Raw genomic sequence first — 21,376 nt, 5'->3', positions numbered from 1 at the left:
TTGAGGAGGTTTTGGGCTTTATGTCGTCTCGGATCGTGGACACGCCGTGGACTACGGGCTCTGGTCTTGTCGTCCTCGACGGGATCGGGCTCGGCGTCGCGGACGTCGTACGCCTCGCCGACGGGGCCGCGCGGCCGGTCCCGGGCAGTGAGGCGACGCGCCGCGTCGAGGAATCCTGGGACGCCGCCCGCCGGATCGCCGCCACCGGACGCGTCTACGGCCGCTCCACCGGCGTCGGCGCCAACCGGAACGAGGACGTGCCCACCGAGGCGGCCGCCGAGCACGGACTGCGGCTGCTGCGCAGCCACGCCGGCGCCATCGGCGAGGAACTCCCGGCCCGGCAGGTGCGGGCGATGCTCGCCGTCCGCGCCAACCAGCTGCTGGCCGGCGGCGCGGGCCTCAGGCCCACCGTCGTCACGGCCCTGTGCGAGGCGCTGGAGAGCGGGGCTTACCCGGTCGTGAACGAGTTCGGCTCGGTCGGCACCGGGGACATCGCCGCCCTCGCCCAGGCCGGCCTCGCGCTGGCCGGGGAACACCCCTGGCGCGGACCGGGCGCACCCGCGGCCCAGCCGCTCGACAACAACGACGCCCTGGCCTTCATCAGCAGCAACGCCCTCACCCTCGGCCAGGCCGCCCTCGCCCTGCACGAACTGCGCGGACTGATCGAGGCCACCCAGGTCGTCGGCGCCCTCTCCCTGCTCGCCGTCGACGGCTCCCACGAGGCGTACGCCGCCCCCGTGCACGCTGCCCGCCCGCACCGCGGCTCCAGCGAGGTCGCCCGCCGGATGCGGGAGCTGATCGGCGCCGCCGACCGGCCCACCCCGCCGCTCGGCCGCATCCAGGACCCGTACGGCTTCCGCTGCCTGCCCCAGATCCACGGCCCGGCCCACGACGCGGCCGACGCCCTGGAGGAGGTCCTCGCGATAGAGATCAACGCGGCGGCCGAGAACCCCCTGATCTGCCCCGAGGACCTGGCCGCCTACCACCACGGCGGCTTCTACCAGGCCCAACTCGCCCTCGCCCTCGACCACTTCCGGCTGGCGATGACCCAGGTGGCGCGGCTGTCGACGTCCCGCCTGTCGTCCCTGAACGAGCCCGGGTTCACCCGCCTGCGGCCCTTCCTCGCCGACCCGGAGCCCGCCTCCTCCGGCGTGATGATCCTGGAGTACGCCGCCGGCGCCGCCCTCGGCGAGGTGCGGGCCTTCTCCGCGCCCGCCTCCCTGGGCCACGCTGTACTCTCCCGGGGCGTCGAGGAACAGGCCAGCTTCGCCTCGCTCGCCGCACGTCAGACACTGCGCCTGAGCGGCGCGTACCGTCTGGTCGTCGGCTGCGAACTCGTCGCTGCCGTACGGGCGCTGCGCCAGCGCGACCTCAGGCCCGACCCGGACCTTCCGGTGGGCCGCGCGCAGGAGCTCGCCGAGTCGGTGCTCGACGAGGACCCGACCGACCGGCCGCTCACGCACGACGTGACGGCGGCGGCCGGACTGCTCGACCGGTTCACGGACATCTGGAGGGGGAGCGAGGCATGAGCGCGGACACGGAGACGGGTGCGGTGGGAACGGAGACGGGTACGGGTGTGCCGGACGGGCGCGCGGTCGTGCCGGACAGTCCCGCCGCGCGGTTGCAGGCCCTGTTCGAGGGGCACCGGCTGACGCCGACCCAGCGGCGCATCGCGCACAGCATGGTGCGGCGGGCCGCCGACGTGCCCTTCCTGTCCAGCGTGGAGCTGGCCGAACTGGCCGGGGTCAGCCAGCCCTCCGTCACCCGCTTCGCGGTCGCCCTCGGCTTCGACGGCTACCCCGCCCTGCGCAAACACCTGCGCGAGGTCGCGCCCACCGAACAGACGGCGGCCTCGGCGTCGTACAACGAGTACCAGCAGGCCGTCGAGGCCGAGATCGAGAACCTGCGGCACCTCGCGGAGGTGCTGGCCGACCCGCGGCCCGTGCAGAGGGCGGGACGGCTCCTCGCGGCCTCGCGCCCGCTCCCGGTGCTCGGGCTGCGGGCGGCGGCCTCGCAGGCGTACGGCTTCGCGTACTTCGCCGCCAAGGTCCATCCCGACGTACGGCTGCTCAACGAGGGCGGCACGATGATCCACGACCGGATCGACGCCGCCGTCCACGCGGGCGCCACGACCCTGCTGTGCTTCGCGCTGCCCCGGCATCCGCGCGAGGTCGTGGACACCCTGGCGTACGCCAAGCAGGCGGGCCTGACCGTCGTCACGGTCGCCGACTCGGCCTTCGCGCCGGTCGCCAAGGTGTCCGACCTGCTGCTGCCCGCCGCCGTCGGCACCGGGCTCGCCTTCGACACGGCCTGCGCGCCGATGCTGCTGGGCCGCGTCCTGCTGGAGGCGATGTGCGACGACCTGCCGGACGCGCAGGCGCGGCTGGAGGAGTTCGACGCGGGGGCGGCGGCGCGGGGGCTGTTCGTCGAATGAGAGGGGGGTCCCTTCGATGAGATCTGCGTCCCTCTCAGACTCGTCTCACGTTCTTTCGCTAATCTGCGCGACCAGAAAACGTGTTGGGGCGACGAGGAGGCGGATCGTGTCACGCGGAGTTCGCGAGGGTCGCGGCGGTCAGGGACTGGCTCGGGTGGCCGTCGTCGTACGGGCCGGAGCCGCGCCGATGTGGTGGCTGGGCGTGTTGGCGGCGGGCGTCGGCGGACTGGTGCCGGGCATCACCGGCCGACGGATCGGGGTGATGGCCGGGGCCGCCCTGTTCATCGTCGCCGCGACCGTGGTGGCGTACCGCGGGCGCAAGCGGTACGTCGTGCTGGCGCGCTCGGCCGTGCGCGCCGGGAAGCACGACGTGCTCCAGGACCGCGCGGTGAGCGCGCGCAACTGGCGCCGGGGACACCGCTGGTGGCTGCTGCTCGCCTTCCTGGCCGCGCTGGGCAGCTCGTTCGCCGTGCCCGCCGCGGGCGGCATGCTGCTCGCCGGCTGCGGTACGGGGCTGCGGCTGAAGGCCGCCTGGCTCGGGCGGCGCGAGCGGGCCGACGACGCGCTGCTGTGGGTGCGCGTCGACTGGCTCGCCGCGAACGGCGGCCGTCCGGCCGGCAAGACGGTGAAGGCCTACCGCAGCACGGGGATCGCGGCGGGCGACGCGGCCCCGGGTGGAGCGCGCCGCCGCACCGCGGCCCTCGTTTAGTCGGACGGTCAGACCGCCAGTAGTCGGACGGTCAGACCTCCAGCTCCTCCTCGATCTTCCTGAGCTGGTGGCGGGCCATCGCCAGGTTGGCCCGCTTGGCGTCCAGCACCAGGTAGAGGAAGAGACCGTTGCCGCCGCGGCCGCTGATCAGCCGGATCAGGTGGTACTGGTCGGACAGCGTGATCAGGATGTCCTCGATCTGGCCCTTGAGCCCGAGGTGTTCCATGGTGCGCAGCTTGGAGCGGACGACGTCGGTGTTGCCGGCGGCGGCGACATTGAGGTCGAAGCTCTTGCTGCCGCCCAGCGTGCCCAGCGCCATGCCGCTGGTGTAGTCGACGAGTGCGACGCCGGTGGCGCCCTCGATGGCGGCGAGTGCTTCTTTGAGAGCGGTTTCGGTGTTGGCCATGACTGTTCCCTCGGTTCCTCTCAACTTTCGGTGGTGGTACGGGCGTTGGTGGTCGTCGTGGTGCGCGGTGTGCGCGGGGTTCTGGTCCGGGCGGCGGTGGCCGTCTTGGCGGGGGCCTTCGCGGGGGGCTTGGCCGGGGCGGTCGTCGGGGCGGGTGCGGCCGAGGCGGCCGGTGCGGCCGCGGCGGTCCCGGGTGCGGCCGTGGCCTCGACGAGCTCGCCGATACGGGCGACCGCGCGCCGGCCCTCCAGGTGCAGCCGGCCGACGTTGACGCGGTCCTCGGCGAGCAGGGTCAGGAGGGCGCCGCTGCCCGCCGCGTACGTCGCCACATAGCCGTGGACCCCGCGTACGAGCAGCTCGCGGAAGTCCCCCTGCCCGGTCGCGTCGGCCAGCTGCGCGGCGAGGCCGCGGGCGGTGGCGGTGAGCGCGGCCATGTTCCGCGGGTCGACGCCGGGGGTGTCCTGGGCGAGGACGAGACCGTCGGCGCCGGTCGCGAGGGCGCCGGTGAGCTGGGGCACGCGGGCTCTGAGCCGGCGTAACTCCTCCAGGATGTCGGCCTCCGCTGCCATCAGGTTTCTCCTCTCGGCGCGGGTCCGCTGCCGTAGCCGCTGCCGCTGCCGTTCAAAGGGCCTCCAGCGCATCCCTGAGCCTTTTCAGCAGCGTGATGTGGGGGTCGGTGACGTCGGTGGGGATTGCTGCGAGAGGGTCGGGTACGTCGGGCGCTTCGGGCGTCTCGGCGGGGGCCGGTGGGCGCGGTCGGACGGCGCCGGCCGCCGCCAGCCGCCGTATGTCCACGAGCGTGTGGAACGCCGGGCGGCCCAGTTCCCGCGCGATGTCCGTCGCCGTGCGTACGGCGGCCGACTCCGCCAGGACCGCCAGGACGGCCCGCTGGCGGGAGGTGGGTGGCGGGGGCGCGGCGCGGTGCGCCCGGGTCAGCGGGGCCTCGTCGGTCGTCGGGTCGGGCCAGATGCGGTGCAGGAGGTCCCGGCGGCGCAGGGTCTCGCGTTCGAGCGCGGCCACGGGCATGGGGCACCCACAAGCGGGCCCGGGCCCCGCGTCGGCTTCCGCTTCCGTGCCGTAGCGGAAGCGGCCCGGCGTGCTGCTGGGGGCGAGGGCGAAGTACGCGGCGTCGTACAGCGCGGTCAGCCGGCACAGCTCCAGCGCGCCCGCGGCCAGGTGCCCGCCGTCGACCAGGAGGTGGCCGGCGCGGTGCCGGTCGCCGGTCTCGGCCAGCGCCTGCCGCCAGACACCGGCGTCGACGGTGCCGTGGGCGGTGAGCAGGACCTCCAGGCCGGGGGCGGACGGGCTGTCGGCGTGCACCACCCGGCCCCCGGCGAGATGGAGCGAGCCGCGCTCGCGGACCAGGACCCCGGTGGCCCGCTCGGCGGCGAGCCGGGTCAGCATCGGCGAGACGCCGCCCCAGCCGCGGTCCCTGGCCGCCGCCTTGCTCCGCACCGGCAGTCGGGGCGGCGGGGTGGTCTGCACGGCGGTCATTCCAGCACCAGCCGTCCGGCCATCTCGCCGAGCCGGATGCGGGCCAGCGCGAGATTGCCCTCGGCGCGGGCCAGCCACAGGTGCAGACACACGCTGCTGTCGAAGGACGTCCGCACGAACCGCAGCACGTGATAGCTGTCCCGGTTGCTGATGATCAGGTCCTCGACGGGGGGATCGTCCCCGACGTCGTGCCCTGCGTCCCCTTCCCCTTCCCCTCGTCCTCGTCCTCCTCCCCCTCCTCCTCCCTCTTCCTCGCCGGGGTCGGGTGCGAAGGCGTGCTGCTCGGCGGCGAGCCGGGCGAGCTCCGCGGCCTCCACCGCGGCCGCCTCCTGGTCGCCGCCCGGGGCCTCCCCGACGGCGCCCAGTGCCAGGCCGCTCGTCCAGTCGACCAGTGCGGCACCCCGGGCACCGGGCAGTCGCATGGCTTCGAGCAGGCACTCGTCGATTCCGGGCACCGTGGCTCCCCCTCCCCCTGGGATTCGGCTGAGTGATGCCGAAGCTACGCAACGTGTGCGCGAGGGGTGAGGGTTCTGGCATTTTCCGGTGGAACATGCGGCGACTGACTAAGGTGGGTCAACTGACCCTGTTCTCAGGCCAGTTGATCAGCAGGTCCACCGGAGCGCGTCAACGGCGCCCGGGTGTGCGCAGGGTGGTGAGCGCCGCGGCGTGCGCCCCTCCCGACTCGGTCACGATCTCCTCGACGGTCTGCGCCTCCCGCACGGTCGCGAAGGCGGTGCCGCCCGCCCCGTCCGGCGCGAAACCGTAGATCCCGGGCCGGGCGAGGGAGTTGTACGCGTAGTGGTGCGCGAAGTAGTACGCGCCCGTGTCCAGCGCCGCGGCGTAGTCGCCCTGTCCGAGCAGCGGCAGGGGATACCCCTGGGCGAGCAGGTCGCCCGCGAAGCACGCCGGCCCCGCCACGTCCTGAGCCACCTCGGGCCCCTCTTTCGGCCGCCCCTTGCCGTCGTACGCGGCGATCCTGAGCGGCCACGCCCCTGGCGCGTACACCGTCCGCGTCGCCACCTGTACGCCCGCGTGCGTCACCGCGACCGGCCGGCCGCCCGCGCTCTTGGCGTACTCGACCCGCGCCACCACCGTCCCGTGCTTCGCCAGCAGGGACCGCCCGAACTCGGTCACCAGCCCGTACCGCCCGTCGAACAGCCCCGGCACGGCCTCCTTCAGCACGCGCGCGTAGTCCGCGTACGTCGGTGTCGTCACGTCCGACGAGAAGTTCACCGGCAGCCCGCCGCCGATGTCGATGGTGTCGATCTGGGGGCGCCCGATCCGCCGGTTGATCTCCTCGGCGAGCGCGTACGTCGCCGCCACGCCCTCGGCCATCAGCGACAGCGGCACGCCCTGCGACCCGGTGTGCGCGTGCAGCCGGGACAGCCAGGGGCGCTCGGCGTACGCCCGCACCACCCACTCGCGCGCTCCCTCGTCCCGCAGCGCCACCCCGAACTTCGAGGTCGCCGTGGCGGTGGAGAGGGCTTCGATGGCGCCGGCCCCGACCTGCGGGTTCACCCGGATCCCGATGGGCGATCGACTGACCGCCGACCTCATCAGACCGTCGATGCGGTCCAGCTCCTGCGGGTTGTCCGCGTTGACGGCGATCCCCAGCGCCAGCGCCTCCCGCAGCTCGGCCGGTGTCTTGGCGGGCGAGTCCAGGACCGTCCGGCCCGGCGGCAGCCCCGCCGCGCGCGCCAGCGCCAGTTCGCCCGGGCTTGCCACCTCCGCGCCGATCCCCTCCTCCCGCAGCAGCCGCAGCACCGCCACCAGGGGGGTGGCCTTCACCGCGAAGGCGTGCAGCACGGGCGTGCCCGGCGTGGTGACCTCGTCGAAGGCCGCCCGCAGCGCCGCGGCCGACTCCCGGATGCCGGTGACGTCCAGCAGGCCCACGATGGGGGAGTCCGGTCCGAGCAGCCCCTGCTCCACGGCGGCGCGCACCGCCTCGTCCCGGCGGACGACCCGCTCCCCGTCGGTGTCGTCGCCCAGGTCACCCGCGTTGCTGTAGCCCTTGTCCACCACGTCCCCTGTCCTGTCGTTTCCTGCGCCCATGAGTCCAGCGAAACATCCGTGCCCCACCAACACCGACGCGCGAACGTATTGACTAGTTCTATTCAGCGAGCCAGGATGTGAATATCGGCAGTAAGAAATCCGCTGGGAGCAATCCACCAGGAGCCAGGAGGCAGACCATGTCAGGACCCCGCCCCGTACGAGCACCGCGCGGTACGGAACTGAGCGCCCTGGGATGGCAGCAGGAAGCCGCTCTGCGGATGCTGCAGAACAACCTCGACCCGGAGGTCGCAGAACACCCCGACAAGCTCGTCGTCTACGGCGGCACGGGCAAGGCCGCCCGCGACTGGCGCTCCTTCGACGCCATGGTCCGCACACTGCGCACCCTCAAGCAGGACGAGACGATGCTCGTCCAGTCCGGCCGCCCCGTCGGCGTCATGCAGACCCACGAGTGGGCCCCGCGCGTCCTCATCGCCAACTCGAACCTGGTCGGGGACTGGGCGAACTGGGAGGAGTTCCGGCGCCTGGAACAGCTGGGCCTGACCATGTACGGCCAGATGACCGCCGGCTCCTGGATCTACATCGGCACCCAGGGCATCCTCCAGGGCACCTACGAGACCTTCTCCGCCGTCGCCGCGAAGAAGTTCGGCGGCACCCTCGCCGGGACGATCACCCTCACCGCCGGCCTCGGCGGCATGGGCGGCGCCCAGCCGCTCGCCGTCACCATGAACGACGGCGTCGCGATCTGCATCGACTGCGACCCGCGTGCCATCGAGCGCCGCATCGAGCACCGCTACCTCGACGTGCAGGCCGACTCCCTGGAGCACGCCCTCCAACTCGCCGTCGAGGCCCGCGACGCCCGCCGCCCCCTCTCCATCGGCCTGCTCGGCAACGCCGCCGAGCTGCTCCCGCGCATGCTCGCCGAGGGCGCCCCCGTCGACATCGTCACCGACCAGACCTCGGCGCACGACCCGCTGGCCTACCTGCCGGTGGGCGTGGACTTCGACGACATGGCGTCGGCCGCGGCCAAGGACCCGGCCGGCTTCACCACCCGGGCCCGCGAGTCGATGGCCCGGCACGTCGAGGCCATGGTCGGCTTCATGGACGCCGGCGCCGAGGTCTTCGACTACGGCAACTCCATCCGCGGCGAGGCCCAACTCGCCGGGTACGACCGCGCGTTCGCCTTCCCCGGCTTCGTCCCCGCCTACATCCGCCCGCTGTTCTGCGAGGGCAAGGGCCCCTTCCGCTGGGCCGCGCTGTCCGGCGAGGCCTCCGACATCGCGAAGACCGACAAGGCGATCCTCGAGCTCTTCCCCGAGGCTGAATCCATTCACAACGCGTCCCTGCACCGCTGGATCAAGATGGCCGGCGAGCGCGTGCACTTCCAGGGCCTGCCCGCCCGCATCTGCTGGCTTGGCTACGGCGAGCGCGACAAGGCCGGTGAGCGGTTCAACGACATGGTCGCCAGCGGCGAGCTGGCCGCGCCCCTCGCGATCGGCCGCGACCACCTCGACGCCGGTTCCGTGGCGTCGCCGTACCGCGAGACCGAAGCGATGCTCGACGGCTCGGACGCGATCGCCGACTGGCCGCTGCTGAACGCCATGGTGAACGTGGCGTCCGGTGCGTCCTGGGTGTCCATCCATCACGGCGGCGGCGTCGGCATGGGCCGCTCGATCCACGCCGGCCAGGTGACCGTGGCCGACGGTACGAAGCTGGGCGGCGAGAAGATCCGCCGGGTCCTGACCAACGACCCCGGCATGGGCGTCATCCGGCACGTGGACGCGGGGTACGACATCGCGGAGTCGGCGGCCGTGGAGCGGGGCGTGCGGGTGCCCATGCACGAGGGTGACGACGCGTGACGCAGCCTGATGGTGGGCGTGGCGGCGACTCCCTGGCGGGGGCCGAGGTCTCGCCGCCGTCCGCGGGTCCGGCTGTGCCCTCCGGCGCTTCCTTCCAGGAGATGTGGCGTGAGCTGCGCCCCATCGGCCGGCGTCCGGACTCCGGCGGCTACCGCCGCTTCGCCTGGACCGGTGCCGACGTCGAGTGCCGGGCCTGGTTCAAGGCACAGGCCGAGGCACGGGGGCTGGCCTACGAGGTGGACCGGAACGGGAACCAGTGGGCGTGGCTCGGGGATCCCGGTGCCGGGGATGCCGTCGTCACCGGGTCGCATCTCGACTCCGTGCCCGATGGCGGGGCCTTCGACGGGCCCCTCGGAGTCGTGTCCTCCTTCGCCGCGCTCGACGAACTCCGCGCGCGGCACGTCACGTTCGCCAGGCCTCTCGCCATCGTGAACTTCGGTGACGAGGAGGGCGCCCGGTTCGGGCTCGCCTGCGTCGGGTCCCGGCTTGCCGCCGGGCAGCTCACCGTCGAGCAGGCGCACCGGCTGACCGACGGGGACGGGGTCACGCTGCCGCGGGCCATGGAGGCCGCCGGGTACGACCCCGAGGCCATCGGACCGGACCCGGAGCGGCTCGGTCGCATCGGCGCCTTCGTCGAGCTGCACGTCGAACAGGGGCGCGCGCTCGACCTGTCCGGCGACCGGGTCGGCATCGCCAGTGCCATCTGGCCGCACGGGCGGTGGCGGTTCGACTTCCGGGGCGAGGCCAACCATGCCGGGACCACCCGGCTGGTCGACCGGCGCGACCCCATGCTGTCCTACGCCGAGACCGTGCTCGCCGCCCGCCGCGAGGCTCAACTCGCCGGTGCCGTCGCCACCTTCGGCAAGATCGTCGTAGAGCCGAACGGCGTCAACGCGATCCCCTCCCTGGTGCGCGGCTGGCTCGACTCCCGCGCCGCCGACCAGGAGAGCCTCGACACGGTCGTGGGCGGGGTGGAGAGGGCTGCCCGTGAGTACGCCGCCGCACACGGCGTCGACCTCGATGTCGTCCGTGAGTCCTTCACACCGGTCGTCGAGTTCGACCACGCCCTGCGCGACGAACTCGCCCGCATCCTGGGCAAGGACAGCGGCAAGGACACCGACCTGAAGGTGCCCGTCCTGGGTACCGGTGCCGGACACGACGCCGGAATTCTCTCCGGGAGCATCCCGACCGCCATGCTGTTCGTGCGCAACCCCACCGGCGTCTCGCACTCCCCGGCCGAGTACGCGGCCGAGGACGACTGCGTGGCCGGGGTGACCGCACTCGCCGACGTACTGGAAGGGCTGGCCTGCACGTGACGCCAACGGAGCATCCGCCGACGCGGCACACACGGACGTACTGGCTGGAGCACGCCTGGCTCGGCACCCACGTCGAGCCGGGAGTCGTCGTCGAGGTCACGGACGGCCGCATCACCGCCGTCAGCAGGGACGCCCCCGCCCCGCCCCCGGGCGCCGAGATCCTCCGCGGCCTGACCCTCCCGGGCCTGGCGAACGCCCACTCGCACGCCTTCCACCGCGCCCTGCGCGGCACCGTCCAGGTCGGCTCCGGCACCTTCTGGACATGGCGCGAGGTCATGTACTCCGTCGCCGACCGGCTGACCCCGGAGACCTACCACGCGCTCGCCCGCGCCGTGTACGCGGAGATGGCGCTGGCCGGCGTGACGGCGGTCGGCGAGTTCCACTACCTGCACCACGCCCCGGGCGGCACCCCGTACGCCGACCCGAACGCGATGGGCGAGGCCCTCGTCGACGCCGCCTCCGAAGCCGGTATCCGCATCACCCTCCTCGACACCGCCTACCTTTCCTCCGGCTTCGGACAGCCGCCCACCACCCACCAGCTCCGCTTCTCCGACGGAAGCGCGGACGCCTGGGCGGAACGCTGTTCAGTTCTCAAGGACCGGGATCACGCGCGGATCGGGGCCGCCATCCACTCCGTACGGGCCGTACCCGCCCGGCAGTTGGCGACGGTGGCGCAGTGGGCCCAGGAGCGGCGGGCCCCGCTCCATGTGCACCTGTCCGAGCAGACCGCCGAGAACGACGCCTGCCGGGAGGCGCACGGCTGCACACCGACGCGGCTCCTCGCCGAGCACGGGGTGCTGGGCCCGCGCACCACCGGCGTCCACAACACGCACCTCACGGACGAGGACATAGCCCTGCTCGGCGACACGGGGACCGGCACCTGCATGTGCCCCACCACCGAGCGCGACCTGGCCGACGGCATCGGCCCGGCGGCCGCCCTTCAGAAAGCCGGCTCCCCGCTCTCCCTCGGCTCCGACAGCCACGCCGTCATCGACCTGCTCGAAGAGGCACGCGCGATGGAGCTCAACGAGCGCCTGCGCACCCGCACCCGCGGCCACTGGACGGCAGCCGCCCTGCTGCGGGCCGCCTCAGCCGACGGCCACGCCGCCCTCGGCTGGGACGAGGCCGGCACCATCGAGCCCGGCGCGCTCGCCGACCTCACGACGATCGCGCTCGACTCGGTCAGGACAGCGGGGCCGGTGCCCAGGCTCGGCGCCGAGACGGCCGTATTCGCGGCGACGGCAGCGGACGTACGGCACACGATCGTGGGCGGGCGGCACGTCGTACGCGACGGGGTGCACGCGCTCGTACCGGATGTGCCGCGGGCGCTGGCGGCCGCGGTCGAAGCCCTGCGTTCCTGACCCCCACCGACCCCCAAGCCGACGCCCACGAGGACACGATGAGCAGCACTGTCATCACCAACATCGCCACGCTGGTCACCAACGACCCCTCCCTCGGTGACGGTTCCCCCCTCGGTCTGATCCAGGACGCGGCCGTCGTCATCGACGGCGACCGCATCGCGTGGACCGGTGAATCAAGCAAAGCACCCGCCACTGACAATCGGGTCGACGCCGGAGGCAGGGCGGTCCTCCCGGGCTTCGTCGACTCCCACTCCCACCTCGTCTTCGCGGGCGACCGGACGGCGGAGTTCAACGCCCGGATGTCGGGGCGCTCGTACTCCGCGGGCGGCATCCGTACGACGGTCGCGGCCACGCGTGCGGCTACGGACGCCGAACTGGAGGCCAACCTCACCCGCTACCTCGCCGAAGCCCTCCGCCAGGGCACGACCACCTTCGAGACGAAGTCCGGCTACGGCCTGACGGTCGCGGACGAGTCCCGCGCGCTCCGCATCGCCGCCGCCCACACCGACGAGGTCACCTACCTCGGCGCCCACATCGTCTCCCCCGACTACGCCGACGACCCCGCCGCGTACGTCGCCCTCGTCACCGGCGAGATGCTCGACGCCTGCGCCCCGTACGCCCGTTGGATCGACGTCTTCTGCGAGAAGGGCGCCTTCGACGGCGACCAGGCCCGCGCGATCCTCACGGCCGGCAAGGCGAAGGGGCTGCACCCGCGCATCCACGCCAACCAGCTGTCGTACGGCCCGGGCGTCCAGCTGGCCGTCGAACTGGACGCCGCCAGCGCCGACCACTGCACGCACCTGACGGACGCGGACGTCGATGCGCTGGCCGGTGGCAACACGGTGGCGACCCTCCTCCCCGGCGCCGAGTTCTCCACCCGCGCCGAGTGGCCGAACGCCCGCCGCCTCCTCGACGCCGGCGTCACGGTCGCCCTGTCGACCGACTGCAACCCGGGCTCGTCCTTCACCTCCTCCGTGCCCTTCTGCATCGCCCTCGCGGTACGGGACATGGGGATGACGCCGGACGAGGCGGTGTGGTCGGCGACTGCGGGTGGCGCACGGGCGCTGCGTAGAGAGGACGTCGGCCGCATCACGCCGGGGGCGTACGCCGACGTGATTCTGCTCGACGCCCCGAGCCATGTGCATCTGGCCTACCGGCCGGGGGTTCCGCTGGTCAGCGGGGTGTGGCGGCGGGGGGAACAGCTGGCTACGCGCTGAACACGCCCGACTTCACGCCACGTATGAGGTGGGCCAACGGGGCGGTGGTGGTGGTGAGTTCGGTGTCGGGGGTGTCGCTCTCGCGGAGGTGGAGGGTGGTGGGGGTGGCGGCGAGTTCGACGCAGGTGTTGCCATCGCCGCCTTCAGAAAAGGAGGACTTTTGCCACTGGACGGCCTGGGCCATGCTGACGCCTCACAGTTCCTTTGCGATTCGGTGGATGAAGTCCCGGGATGCAGCCGGGCCAAGTGCTGTCTTCTCCACCTTATGGAACAGCTGTCGGAAGCGTTCCAGTTGGGATCCGGTGTCCACGAAGGCCGTACCGTGGGGTGAGTCCCGGAGCACTGTGTCCAGCCGGGCGAGCGGTCCGCCGACGTACATCATCGCGCTGCTGGCGCCGGCGAATCCGTCCCTGTCGAACGGGACGACGCGTACTGTTGCCCGTTCCTCCTCGATGTTGCGGATGACTTCGAGGAGTTGGGCACGGGCGACCTTGCGGTCGGCGACGCGGATTCGCAGCGCCGCCTCGTGGATGACCGTCTCGTAGGTAGCTGCGTTCTCGCCTTCGAGGGCCTTTCTGCGCTGCATGCGATGTTCGACGCGTGGGGTCAGTTCGCTCGGAGGTAACTCGGGGACCATGTACCCGAAGACGGCGCGGGCGTAGTCCGGGGTCTGCATCAGCCCTGGCACGTGGGTGATCACGACCTCCCGCAAGAAGGTCGCGTGATGTTCCAACTCGGCCACGTCAAGGAAGACCGGCGGTAGCACGCCTCGGTACTCCTCCCACCAACCCCGGGTCCGATCGGCCGCCATGGCGACCAAGACTTCGACCAGCGCTTCGTCCGCGCAGGCGCAGTGCGCCGCCAGCCTGCGCAGGCGCTCTTCGCTGATGCCGGAGCTGCCTGCCTCGATCTGGCTCATGTGGGTCGAGCTCGAATTCAGCAGGCCTGCGATCTCCTTGGCCGACAACCCCGCTGACTCCCGCAGCCTGCGTAGTTCTGAGCCCAGGCGCACTTGGCGCGCGGTGGGCTGGTTCCGCATGGTCATCCGGGCAACTGCCTCTCTGTGTCTCCTCGTTCGGGTGTCAGATTACGCGAGCGGCTTGCAAGGGTTGGAATTACTACCCTACGGTCGGTGACGCGACATTCACGCTACGGAAGCGCACCGCTCCGTCCTGCCGTGACGGCTGCGGCAATGCCACCGCACCTACACCCACGAACCCACCCCTGGAGCTGCCGCATGCCCGAAAGCGAATCCGAACCCTGGGAGTACTCCCTCTCCATCCCCCACGACCCCCGCGCCGTCACCGTCTGCCGCCGCACCCTCCGTCTGATCCTCACCCTGCACGGCCTCATCCGCCTCGCGGACACCGCCGAACTCCTCGCGACCGAGCTGGTAGCCAACGCCGTACTCCACACGAAAGGCCCCGCAACCCTCCGCGTCCGCTGGTCGGCCGGCGTCCTGCGGATCGGTGCGTGGGACGCGGACCCGGAACCGCCCGAACCGCCGGGCGAGTTGGCGAGCCTCACGGAAGCGGAGGGCGGTCGAGGCCTCGCCCTGATCCGGGCCTGCGCCGACGTCTGGGGATGGCAACCGCAGTCGCGGTATGGCAGCCGCGGCAAGTACGTGTGGTGTGACCTGGTCGCCGCGTAGATCGTTGATCAAGTCGGACAGAGAGGAGAGCCGATGGTCGGCTCGTCGCACGAGGCGCTGCACCGGATCTTCCAGAAGGATCCCGCGTTGCTGACCCGCGCCCTGCAACACGTCTTACACATCCCCTTTCCGGAGCCGCGCGAGTTCGCCGCGATGAACGTGGACCTCACCGAGATCGAGCCGGTCGAGCGACGCGTGGACACGTTGTTGCGGGCGGAGACCGACGAGGGCGTCTATCTCCTGGTTGTCGAGTCGCAGGGCAAGCCCGACGAGAGGAAGCGAGGCAGCTGGCCGTACTACCTCAGCTACCTGTACGAGAAGTACCGCTGCGAACCGGTGCTCATCGTCATCACTCAGAACAGCGCCACAGCCCGCTGGGCGGCGGAGCCGATTCATTTCGGGGTGCGGGGATGCCCTTCGCTGACGGTGCGTCCGTTCGTCCTTGGACCGGACAACGTGCCGGTGATCGCAGACGAGCGGGAGGCCGAACGGGACGTACCCCTTGCGGTGCTTTCGGCGATGACACATGGCAGGGGCCCACGCGCCGCCGCCATACTGGAATCCCTGGCAGCCGCCCTGCGGACCATCGACGCGGACAGCGCCGCGGTCTTCGTGCAGTTCGTCGACTCTTGCCTGGCAGACCCCCAGGCCCAGCAGATGTGGAGGGACCTGATGACGGCGATCCAGTACTTCTGGCGGCACCCGCTGGCTGAGCAGGTGCGCGAGGAAGGCAGGGAAGAAGGCAGGGAAGAAGGCCGGGAAGAAGGGCGGGCCCAAGAGAGGGCGGAGATCATTCTGCGCACTCTCCAGCGGCGTCAGATCGACGTGCCCGACAGTGTCCGCGAGCGCGTGCTCTCAAGCACGGACTTGGACCAGTTGGGCACCTGGCTCGACCGCTCCTTTGAGGTCAGCGACGCGTGGGAACTGTTCGCCCCGGAATCCTGAGATTGCGGCAGAACGGCGAGGGGAGGAGTCACCCCGCCCCAGCCCGCCACCGCTGCCCCGCACCCCCGCTCAACGGCTCCAGCGACAGCCCGCCCCCCACCGGCGTGAGCGCCGTCGCGATGGCGATCGTCGGGCGGATCACCCCGTCGTCGTCCACCGTGAACCCGAGGTTGTCGCCGTTGCTGCCATCCAAGGACTCGCACTTCCAGATGCCGACGCCCTTGTCCACGTCACCCCGGCTGTCCAGGCAGAAGTCCGGGTCGGCGGACGACTGCAGCACACCGCGGTCGGCGTCGACGCGCCAGCGTTGGGAGGGGGACGTGTCGCACGGGGCCGTGGTGACGTCCGTGCCCTTCTCGAAGGTGCCGGACACGTCGAGGCAGCGGCCCGAGGCGACGTTCACCACTTGGGCGTACGTCCCACCCGGCGGGCGGAACGGCGACGGTGTCGGTCTCGGGGTCGGGGTCACGGTCGGCGTTCTCGGCGGGGTCGAACTCCTCGTCGGGGAAGGCGACGGTGACTTGCTCGTCGCCGACGGGGACGGTGTCGCCGAGACGGTTGCCGTCACCGTCACCGGAGGGGGGTTCGCCGGTGAGGTCACCGCGGCGCCCGCCGACCCCTGCGGCGCCGAACCGCCGCCCTGCGTCACCAGGAACAGCAGCAGCGGGGCCACGGCCACGCCGAGCGCCGCCGAGGTCAGCACCAGGCGGCGGGACGGCTGCCAAGTGCCGGGCGGTTTACGGGACTCCACGCTTCGTGCTGCCCGACCCTCGCGTGCCGCGTACGCCGGTCCCGCCCACGGCAGCAGCCCCTCCGCCAACGCCGTGCGCGGCGCGTCCCGCAGGGCGGACAGTTCCTCGTACGCCGTCGTGCAGTGGGCGCAGTGCGCCATGTGGGCGTGCAGGTCGGGGCTTTCACGCGGGCTGTCCGGTCGTACGGCCTCCTCGATGAGCCGGCGGAAGTCGCCGCAGTGCGGATCGTCGGAGCCGGCGAGGCGGGAGCGCAGGCAGGCCTGGGCCATGGACTGGAGGGCCTGGTCCGTGCCGTACGTCACGTCCTCGCGGGTCAGGCCGAGGTAACCGGCCGTTCTGGAGGGTGACTCCCGCTCCAGTACGCCGTACCAGATGAGCCCCTGCGCCCGCGACGGCAGGGACTGGAACGGGCCGAGGAGGGGCGGGGTCGGGCCGTCGGCGCCCGTCGTGTTCAGGACCAGGAGCAGGCTCGCGTCGAGGCCGGCCGAGCGTTCGTCCGTGGCCCAGGACGCCGCCACGTGCACCGTCAGCAGCAGGAGCCGGTGTCGCCAGGGGACGCCCGGGTCGATGCCGCGTGCCGTTTCCCGGGCCGCGAGTGTGAAGGCCTGTGCGGCCAGTTGGCGGGCGGTGGAGTCGCTGGTGGCGCAGAGGCGGGCGTAGGCGAGGACCGGAGTGCGGTGGCGGGCGCGGAGTTCCTGGAGGGCCAGGTACGCGGTGGTCGGGTCGGCGCGCAGGAGTTCGGTGAGGCGTGCGTCGGAGGCGGCTGCGTACGGGCCGCTCCCGCTCGCTTCGCCCTCGCCGCCGTCGATCCCGTCGGCCCCAGCCATCCGCCCGCCTCCTCGCCCCCGCGAAGCCATCCCAACCACAGCCGCCAGCCACGGCCGTCCTGACGTACCAGCCAGTCTGTGAAGGGTGACCATAGTGATGGACGGGATCCCGAGAGGAAAGGGGTTCCCCCGGGTAACAGCAAGCTTTCAGCCGCCGATGGGCAGCCACCGGAAACGCCGCAACCCGGCCCACACCGGGCCGGGTCGCGCAGTCACCCTCGACGGCACGCGGCGTGCGGCGCATCTGCGCCCGCCGTGACTCCTGGACAGTCACTTCTCGACCGTCACTCCTCGACCGTCAATCCCTTCCGCAGCCGCACCAGCGTCCGCGACAGGAGTCGGGACACGTGCATCTGCGAGATGCCGAGCTCGTCGCCGATCTCGGACTGGGTCATGCCCGCGACGAAGCGCAGGGAGAGGATCGTGCGGTCGCGGGAGGGGAGTTCGGCGATGAGCGGCTTCAGCGACTCGACGTACTCGATGCCTTCGAGGCCGTTGTCCTCGTAGCCGATGCGGTCCGCGAGGGCGCCTTCGGAGTCGTCCTCCTCGGGCTGGGCGTCCAGGGAGGAGGCGGTGTACGCGTTCGACGCCGCCATGCCCTCGACGACCTCGTCCTTCGACAGGCCAAGGCGCTCCGCGAGCTCGCCCACCGTGGGGGCGCGGTCGAGCTTCTGGGCCAGTTCGTCGCCGGCCTTGGCCAGGTCGAGCCGGAGTTCCTGGAGCCGGCGGGGTACGCGCACGGACCACGAGGTGTCGCGGAAGAAGCGCTTGATCTCGCCGACGATGGTTGGCATCGCGAAGGTGGGGAACTCCACTCCGCGGCTGAGTTCGAAGCGGTCGATCGCCTTGATCAGGCCGATCGTGCCGACCTGGATGATGTCCTCCATCGGCTCGCTGCGGGAGCGGAAGCGGGAGGCGGCGAACTTGACCAGGGCGAGGTTGAGTTCGACGAGCGTGTTGCGGACGTACGAGTACTCGTGGGTGCCCTCCTCCAGCGACTCGAGGCGCGCGAAGAGGGTCTTGGACAGGGCCCGTGCGTCCACCGGCCCCACCTCGTCGAAGGGGGGGATGTCCGGAAGCCCGGCGAGTACGTCGTCCTGCTCGATGGGATCCAGATGTTCCGGGGGGGATGTCGACGTCGCTTGATGGGTATGCGATGCGTCGAGCCGGGGTGACATGATGTCCTCCATCGTTCTCGGCATATGGCTGCCGAAGCCAGTTCAGTGCACTGCGGTGTGCGGCGCCTCCAAAGCCGGCCGTGTCGAGTACGTGTCCCTACTAGCCCTACCCGGTTTTCCGAGGCCACCGCAAGTGCATTGTGTGCGGTTATGTCCGTTTGTGGGTGGTTGGTCGAGTGTCGGAGAGTGTGGAGAAGGCGTAGTGTTCGGGGGCGTCAGTCAGCAGCCACGACGTCGGGAGAGAAGACGGCATGGACCGCGGGACAGTCGGCAGCGCACAGTCGGGCCGGCTTCTGGTCGAGGTTCGGGAAACGGGCTCCAGCGCCGTTGTGACCCCGGCGGGTGAGTTGGATCACCACACCGCCGATCTGTTGCGTGAGCCACTCGAGGAGTGTCTCGCCAAGGGATTCAGCCGACTGGTGGTCGACTGCTCGCGCCTGGAGTTCTGCGACTCCACTGGGCTGAACGTGCTGCTGGGTGCACGACTGAAGGCCGAGGCCGCCGGGGGTGGGGTGCATCTGGCGGCGATGCTGCCCGTGGTGGCGCGGGTCTTCGAGATCACGGGGGCGGATGCTGTCTTCACTGTCCATGACACCCTGGAAGCGGCCCTGGCCGACGAGTCGGGCGACACCGGCTGAGTCGGCGGATCCAGCCCGACCATGGTGACCGTGCCTCGCTCGTCCCCCTGTGACCGGCGCTTTTCAGGCGTCACGGCTTTCGTGCCGATACAGGGGTGTTCTGCCGGTCCGGTCGGGCAGGAGACTCCCGTACTGAGTGTTCGGTGACCGACCGCGCAGGAACGGACTGTGTGGGACTTTTGAATCGTGAACCGGTGAATCGGTGAGGTGAAGCGCTGATGAGCACCACCCGGCCTTACCCGCCGGGCGACCGCGGCCCGGAGCCCAGCGGCGCTTCCGGGGCGTCCGAGAAGGACCCGCCCGCGACGGGCGCGTCCGACGGGGGCGTTGCCGTGTCGTCGGGGGGGCGCGGGCGTCAGGTCCGCAGACTGGACTTCGACGGTGAGAGCGGTGTCGTCCCGCTCGCCCGCGACTTCACCCGCCAGGCGCTGTACGCGTGGGGCTGGCTGCCCGCCGCGACCGCCGACCAGCGGGCCGCCGCCGAGGACGTCCTGCTCGTCGTCTCGGAACTGGTCACCAACGCCTGCCTGCACGCCGAGGGCCCGGACGAGCTGTGGATCACCTGCGACAACAAGGTGATCCGGATCGAGGTCTCCGACAAGGGCACCGGCCAGCCGGCCCCGCGCACCCCGCACCGCGCCGGCCGCCCCGGCGGCCACGGCATGTTCATCGTGCAGCGGCTGTGCCTGGACTGGGGGGTCGTCCGCATCCCCGGGGTCTCGGGCAAGAAGGTCTGGGCCGAGCTCGGGGCACCGGCTTAACCCACGTAGCCCGCGAACAGGGGTTACCCGCGGTTCGAAGCTCCGCTGCATCACGTCGCACGTCACGCGGTACCTCACGTCGCACGTCACGTTACGCGCGTCGGATCCCCACAGATCCGACGCGCACTTTGTCTTCCCTCTCCACGACCCCGGGCGTACCTTGACGGCCGATCTGATGTGCCGTCAGGAACGCGTTCGGGAACGCGTTCAGGAACGCCTTCGGGAATGAGGGGACAGTGTCGAACCGGACGTACCAGAAACGAACCGCCGCGCTCGCGTCCGCCGCGGCCCTGGCCGGCTCGGCGGTGCTGATGGCCGCCCCCGCAGCCCATGCCGAGGTCGTCGACGTCAACTACCAGTGCAAGACGCCGATCGGCGACAAGAGTGCCGTCTCGCCCATCGACATCGAGGCCGTCAAGAGCGGCAGCGCCTACAAGGTGACCATGTCGTGGCAGAAGGGCGTCTCGTCCAGCCCCGTCGAACTGGGCAAGGGCGCGATGAACCCGAGCGCCACCATCAAGCTCGGCGGTGCCGACAGCGGGACCCTCACGGTGACCGGCCCTGCCAACCAGGCCGCGATCCCCGCCAACACCCCCATCAAGATCAACGACCTGTCGGGCACGTACACACCGAAGAAGACCGGCAAGGTCACCTTCACCGCGGGTGTGCTCACCATCAAGGCGCTGGGCACGACGACGACGTGTACGCCGACGAACAGTCCTGCGGCGTCGCTGAGCCTGGACGTCACGGCGGCGGGCGGTGGCGTCCCCCAGAGCGGCTCGGGCTCCGGCTCGGGCTCCGACTCCGGCGCCGACCTCCCGCAGACCGGCCCCGAGGACTCCGCGATCGCCCTCGGCACCCTCGGCGGCACCGTGCTGCTCGTCGGCGCGGCGGGCGCGCTGTGGCTGACCCGGAGGAACCAGGCGGCACGCCGCTGACGGATTGATGCGCATGACTGCTGGAGCCGCCGATGTCGTCCGCCACCCGTGTCCTGTGTCTGTCGCTGCTGGTCCTGCTGAGCTCCGTCCCCACGGCGGTCGCCGCCGACGGGTGGTCCCTCGCGCCCTCCGGCGGCGGACGCCCGTCCTTCTACGGCGAAGGTGCCCCCGGGAGCGTTCTCCAGGACACGGTGGCCGTGACGAACCGCGGCGCCGGGGCGATCACCGTACGGCTGCACGGCACCGGCGTCCCGGTCGCCTTCGCACAGACCGCCGTACGCGTCCCCGCCCGCACCCGCGCGGAGGTCCCCTTCACGATGACCGTCCCGGCCGGTGACCGCAGGGCCGAGATCGTCGCGCGGGACGCGGACGGCGGCACCCGGCGCGTGGGACTCCAGCTGCGCGCGGCCGTCCCGGAGCTCGCCGCGCTGACCGTCGAGCATGTCGCCGTACGCGCCGACCGGATCACGTACGACCTGGTCAACCGCGGTACGACGGTCCTCGTGCCGAAGCTCGCCGTGCGCGCGGACGGCCTGTTCGGCCCGGTCCTCGACCGCGCCCCGCGCACCCTGCCCGTCGAACTGCCCCCGGGCCGGCGTCTCCGCCTCAGCGAACCGTGGCCCGACCGGCCGGCCCTGGACGCGGTCGACGTACGGCTGACGGTGACGGCGGGGGAGGGGGCGCGGGACACGGGGGAGGTCTCGGCGCGGTTCGTGCCGTGGGGCGCGGCGGCGGGGGGCGGGGGTGCGGTGGCGGCGGCGTTGATGGGCGCCTTCTTCGTCGTACGACGGCCTGGGCGCCGTAGCGGCCGTGAGGTGGCCGAATCTCCGCGTACGGACGTCGAGTTGACGGGAGCGATGACGTGAGCGGCAAGGTACGG

The 21,376-nt window shown here is 71.8% G+C and carries 22 protein-coding genes; 13 read left to right on the top strand and 9 right to left on the bottom strand.

Going from position 1 to position 21,376, the window contains the following annotated elements; all coding sequences use genetic code 11:
* Nucleotides 1-20: 20 nt before the first annotated feature.
* The 3 genes from QFZ76_RS21685 (at nt 21) to QFZ76_RS21675 (ending at nt 3,143) form a co-directional block, all read left to right on the top strand.
* Complete coding sequence (locus QFZ76_RS21685; RefSeq protein ID WP_307675296.1) at nt 21-1,529, top strand: aromatic amino acid ammonia-lyase; 1,509 nt, start codon at nt 21-23, stop codon at nt 1,527-1,529.
* Nucleotides 1,526-2,434, top strand: a complete 909-nt coding sequence (locus QFZ76_RS21680; protein WP_307675295.1) for a MurR/RpiR family transcriptional regulator — start codon at nt 1,526-1,528, stop codon at nt 2,432-2,434. The genes QFZ76_RS21685 and QFZ76_RS21680 overlap by 4 nt, the downstream gene beginning before the upstream one ends.
* Nucleotides 2,435-2,588: 154 nt before the next feature.
* Entirely contained in the window at nt 2,589-3,143 is a 555-nt protein-coding gene (locus QFZ76_RS21675; protein WP_373464528.1) for a hypothetical protein, read from the top strand.
* Nucleotides 3,144-3,174: 31 nt separating this feature from the next.
* Here the strand turns inward: QFZ76_RS21675 and QFZ76_RS21670 are convergent, their stop codons facing one another.
* From QFZ76_RS21670 to QFZ76_RS21650, 5 genes are all read right to left on the bottom strand, one after another.
* Nucleotides 3,175-3,549, bottom strand: coding sequence for a hypothetical protein (locus QFZ76_RS21670; protein WP_307675294.1), 375 nt, complete (start codon nt 3,547-3,549; stop codon nt 3,175-3,177).
* Nucleotides 3,550-3,569: 20 nt separating this feature from the next.
* Nucleotides 3,570-4,118, bottom strand: coding sequence for a roadblock/LC7 domain-containing protein (locus tag QFZ76_RS21665; protein ID WP_307675293.1), 549 nt, complete (start codon nt 4,116-4,118; stop codon nt 3,570-3,572).
* A 52-nt stretch (nt 4,119-4,170) separates the two neighbouring features.
* Nucleotides 4,171-5,043 (bottom strand): transcriptional regulator, encoded by an 873-nt coding sequence (locus tag QFZ76_RS21660; RefSeq protein WP_307675292.1) that lies wholly within the window; start codon nt 5,041-5,043, stop codon nt 4,171-4,173.
* On the bottom strand, nt 5,040-5,498 hold the full coding sequence (locus QFZ76_RS21655) for a hypothetical protein (protein WP_307675291.1): 459 nt from the start codon (nt 5,496-5,498) through the stop codon (nt 5,040-5,042). The genes QFZ76_RS21660 and QFZ76_RS21655 overlap by 4 nt, the downstream gene beginning before the upstream one ends.
* 169 nt (nt 5,499-5,667) lie before the next feature.
* A complete protein-coding gene (locus QFZ76_RS21650; RefSeq protein WP_307675290.1) occupies nt 5,668-7,095 on the bottom strand; it encodes a diaminopimelate decarboxylase in 1,428 nt (475 codons plus the stop codon).
* A gap of 137 nt (nt 7,096-7,232) precedes the next feature.
* On the opposite strand from QFZ76_RS21650, the gene hutU reads away from it, so the two are divergent.
* From hutU to hutI, 4 genes are all read left to right on the top strand, one after another.
* Nucleotides 7,233-8,912: a urocanate hydratase gene (gene hutU / locus QFZ76_RS21645; RefSeq protein ID WP_307675289.1), complete on the top strand. Its 1,680-nt coding sequence runs from the start codon at nt 7,233-7,235 to the stop codon at nt 8,910-8,912.
* A 101-nt stretch (nt 8,913-9,013) separates the two neighbouring features.
* The gene (locus QFZ76_RS21640) at nt 9,014-10,228 is read left to right on the top strand and encodes an allantoate amidohydrolase (RefSeq protein ID WP_373464527.1); all 1,215 of its coding nucleotides are present in this window, start codon (nt 9,014-9,016) and stop codon (nt 10,226-10,228) included.
* The gene (locus QFZ76_RS21635; protein WP_307675288.1) at nt 10,225-11,589 is read left to right on the top strand and encodes a formimidoylglutamate deiminase; all 1,365 of its coding nucleotides are present in this window, start codon (nt 10,225-10,227) and stop codon (nt 11,587-11,589) included. Before QFZ76_RS21640 ends, QFZ76_RS21635 begins: the two co-directional genes overlap by 4 nt.
* Before the next feature lie 38 nt (nt 11,590-11,627).
* Nucleotides 11,628-12,806: an imidazolonepropionase gene (gene hutI / locus QFZ76_RS21630; RefSeq protein ID WP_307675287.1), complete on the top strand. Its 1,179-nt coding sequence runs from the start codon at nt 11,628-11,630 to the stop codon at nt 12,804-12,806.
* Here the strand turns inward: hutI and QFZ76_RS21625 are convergent.
* Together QFZ76_RS21625 and QFZ76_RS21620 are read right to left on the bottom strand one after the other, a co-directional pair.
* Complete coding sequence (locus tag QFZ76_RS21625; protein WP_307675286.1) at nt 12,796-12,990, bottom strand: DUF397 domain-containing protein; 195 nt, start codon at nt 12,988-12,990, stop codon at nt 12,796-12,798. The two genes, hutI and QFZ76_RS21625, sit on opposite strands and share 11 nt — an antisense overlap.
* Nucleotides 12,991-12,999: 9 nt before the next feature.
* Nucleotides 13,000-13,851 (bottom strand): helix-turn-helix transcriptional regulator, encoded by an 852-nt coding sequence (locus QFZ76_RS21620; protein WP_307675285.1) that lies wholly within the window; start codon nt 13,849-13,851, stop codon nt 13,000-13,002.
* A gap of 192 nt (nt 13,852-14,043) precedes the next feature.
* On the opposite strand from QFZ76_RS21620, the gene QFZ76_RS21615 reads away from it, so the two are divergent.
* Both QFZ76_RS21615 and QFZ76_RS21610 read left to right on the top strand, forming a co-directional pair.
* Nucleotides 14,044-14,457, top strand: coding sequence for an ATP-binding protein (locus QFZ76_RS21615; protein WP_307675284.1), 414 nt, complete (start codon nt 14,044-14,046; stop codon nt 14,455-14,457).
* A gap of 33 nt (nt 14,458-14,490) precedes the next feature.
* Nucleotides 14,491-15,402 (top strand): hypothetical protein, encoded by a 912-nt coding sequence (locus QFZ76_RS21610; RefSeq protein ID WP_307675283.1) that lies wholly within the window; start codon nt 14,491-14,493, stop codon nt 15,400-15,402.
* A 28-nt stretch (nt 15,403-15,430) separates the two neighbouring features.
* Here QFZ76_RS21610 and QFZ76_RS21605 read toward each other — a convergent pair whose 3' ends face one another.
* Together QFZ76_RS21605 and QFZ76_RS21600 are read right to left on the bottom strand one after the other, a co-directional pair.
* The gene (locus QFZ76_RS21605) at nt 15,431-16,981 is read right to left on the bottom strand and encodes an RICIN domain-containing protein (RefSeq protein WP_307675282.1); all 1,551 of its coding nucleotides are present in this window, start codon (nt 16,979-16,981) and stop codon (nt 15,431-15,433) included.
* Between the two features lie 284 nt (nt 16,982-17,265).
* Nucleotides 17,266-18,171 carry an RNA polymerase sigma factor SigF gene (locus QFZ76_RS21600; protein ID WP_266438535.1) on the bottom strand — a complete coding sequence of 302 codons (906 nt, stop codon included), beginning with the start codon at nt 18,169-18,171 and terminating at the stop codon, nt 17,266-17,268.
* A gap of 239 nt (nt 18,172-18,410) precedes the next feature.
* Here QFZ76_RS21600 and QFZ76_RS21595 point away from each other — a divergent pair, with 239 nt between their 5' ends.
* From QFZ76_RS21595 to QFZ76_RS21580, 4 genes are all read left to right on the top strand, one after another.
* Nucleotides 18,411-18,797, top strand: a complete 387-nt coding sequence (locus tag QFZ76_RS21595) for an STAS domain-containing protein (RefSeq protein WP_266438538.1) — start codon at nt 18,411-18,413, stop codon at nt 18,795-18,797.
* 218 nt (nt 18,798-19,015) lie between these two features.
* The gene (locus QFZ76_RS21590) at nt 19,016-19,558 is read left to right on the top strand and encodes an ATP-binding protein (protein ID WP_307675281.1); all 543 of its coding nucleotides are present in this window, start codon (nt 19,016-19,018) and stop codon (nt 19,556-19,558) included.
* A gap of 236 nt (nt 19,559-19,794) precedes the next feature.
* Nucleotides 19,795-20,496: an LPXTG cell wall anchor domain-containing protein gene (locus QFZ76_RS21585; RefSeq protein WP_307675280.1), complete on the top strand. Its 702-nt coding sequence runs from the start codon at nt 19,795-19,797 to the stop codon at nt 20,494-20,496.
* Between the two features lie 32 nt (nt 20,497-20,528).
* Complete coding sequence (locus QFZ76_RS21580; protein ID WP_307675279.1) at nt 20,529-21,362, top strand: hypothetical protein; 834 nt, start codon at nt 20,529-20,531, stop codon at nt 21,360-21,362.
* The last annotated feature ends 14 nt before the right edge of the window (nt 21,363-21,376 follow it).

It is taken from the genome of Streptomyces sp. V4I2 (assembly GCF_030817655.1).
Lineage (GTDB): Bacteria > Actinomycetota > Actinomycetes > Streptomycetales > Streptomycetaceae > Streptomyces > Streptomyces plumbiresistens.
The sequence above is the reverse complement of the archived record's forward strand: the minus strand, read 5'-3'. Positions and strand labels throughout refer to the sequence as shown.

Excerpts from the sequence above, each read along its gene's own strand:
- QFZ76_RS21680 (WP_307675295.1), top strand. The coding sequence starts at position 1,526 with ATGAGCGCGGACACGGAGACGGGTGCGGTGGGAACGGAGACGGGTACG.
- QFZ76_RS21665 (WP_307675293.1), bottom strand. The coding sequence starts at position 4,118 with ATGGCAGCGGAGGCCGACATCCTGGAGGAGTTACGCCGGCTCAGAGCC.
- QFZ76_RS21590 (WP_307675281.1), top strand. The coding sequence starts at position 19,016 with ATGAGCACCACCCGGCCTTACCCGCCGGGCGACCGCGGCCCGGAGCCC.
- QFZ76_RS21660 (WP_307675292.1), bottom strand. The coding sequence starts at position 5,043 with ATGACCGCCGTGCAGACCACCCCGCCGCCCCGACTGCCGGTGCGGAGC.
- QFZ76_RS21595 (WP_266438538.1), top strand. The coding sequence starts at position 18,411 with ATGGACCGCGGGACAGTCGGCAGCGCACAGTCGGGCCGGCTTCTGGTC.
- QFZ76_RS21600 (WP_266438535.1), bottom strand. The coding sequence starts at position 18,171 with ATGGAGGACATCATGTCACCCCGGCTCGACGCATCGCATACCCATCAA.
- QFZ76_RS21615 (WP_307675284.1), top strand. The coding sequence starts at position 14,044 with ATGCCCGAAAGCGAATCCGAACCCTGGGAGTACTCCCTCTCCATCCCC.
- QFZ76_RS21650 (WP_307675290.1), bottom strand. The coding sequence starts at position 7,095 with ATGGGCGCAGGAAACGACAGGACAGGGGACGTGGTGGACAAGGGCTAC.
- QFZ76_RS21605 (WP_307675282.1), bottom strand. The coding sequence starts at position 16,981 with ATGGCTGGGGCCGACGGGATCGACGGCGGCGAGGGCGAAGCGAGCGGG.
- QFZ76_RS21610 (WP_307675283.1), top strand. The coding sequence starts at position 14,491 with ATGGTCGGCTCGTCGCACGAGGCGCTGCACCGGATCTTCCAGAAGGAT.
- QFZ76_RS21625 (WP_307675286.1), bottom strand. The coding sequence starts at position 12,990 with ATGGCCCAGGCCGTCCAGTGGCAAAAGTCCTCCTTTTCTGAAGGCGGC.
- QFZ76_RS21620 (WP_307675285.1), bottom strand. The coding sequence starts at position 13,851 with ATGACCATGCGGAACCAGCCCACCGCGCGCCAAGTGCGCCTGGGCTCA.
- hutI (WP_307675287.1), top strand. The coding sequence starts at position 11,628 with ATGAGCAGCACTGTCATCACCAACATCGCCACGCTGGTCACCAACGAC.
- QFZ76_RS21685 (WP_307675296.1), top strand. The coding sequence starts at position 21 with ATGTCGTCTCGGATCGTGGACACGCCGTGGACTACGGGCTCTGGTCTT.
- QFZ76_RS21580 (WP_307675279.1), top strand. The coding sequence starts at position 20,529 with ATGTCGTCCGCCACCCGTGTCCTGTGTCTGTCGCTGCTGGTCCTGCTG.
- hutU (WP_307675289.1), top strand. The coding sequence starts at position 7,233 with ATGTCAGGACCCCGCCCCGTACGAGCACCGCGCGGTACGGAACTGAGC.
- QFZ76_RS21670 (WP_307675294.1), bottom strand. The coding sequence starts at position 3,549 with ATGGCCAACACCGAAACCGCTCTCAAAGAAGCACTCGCCGCCATCGAG.
- QFZ76_RS21640 (WP_373464527.1), top strand. The coding sequence starts at position 9,014 with ATGTGGCGTGAGCTGCGCCCCATCGGCCGGCGTCCGGACTCCGGCGGC.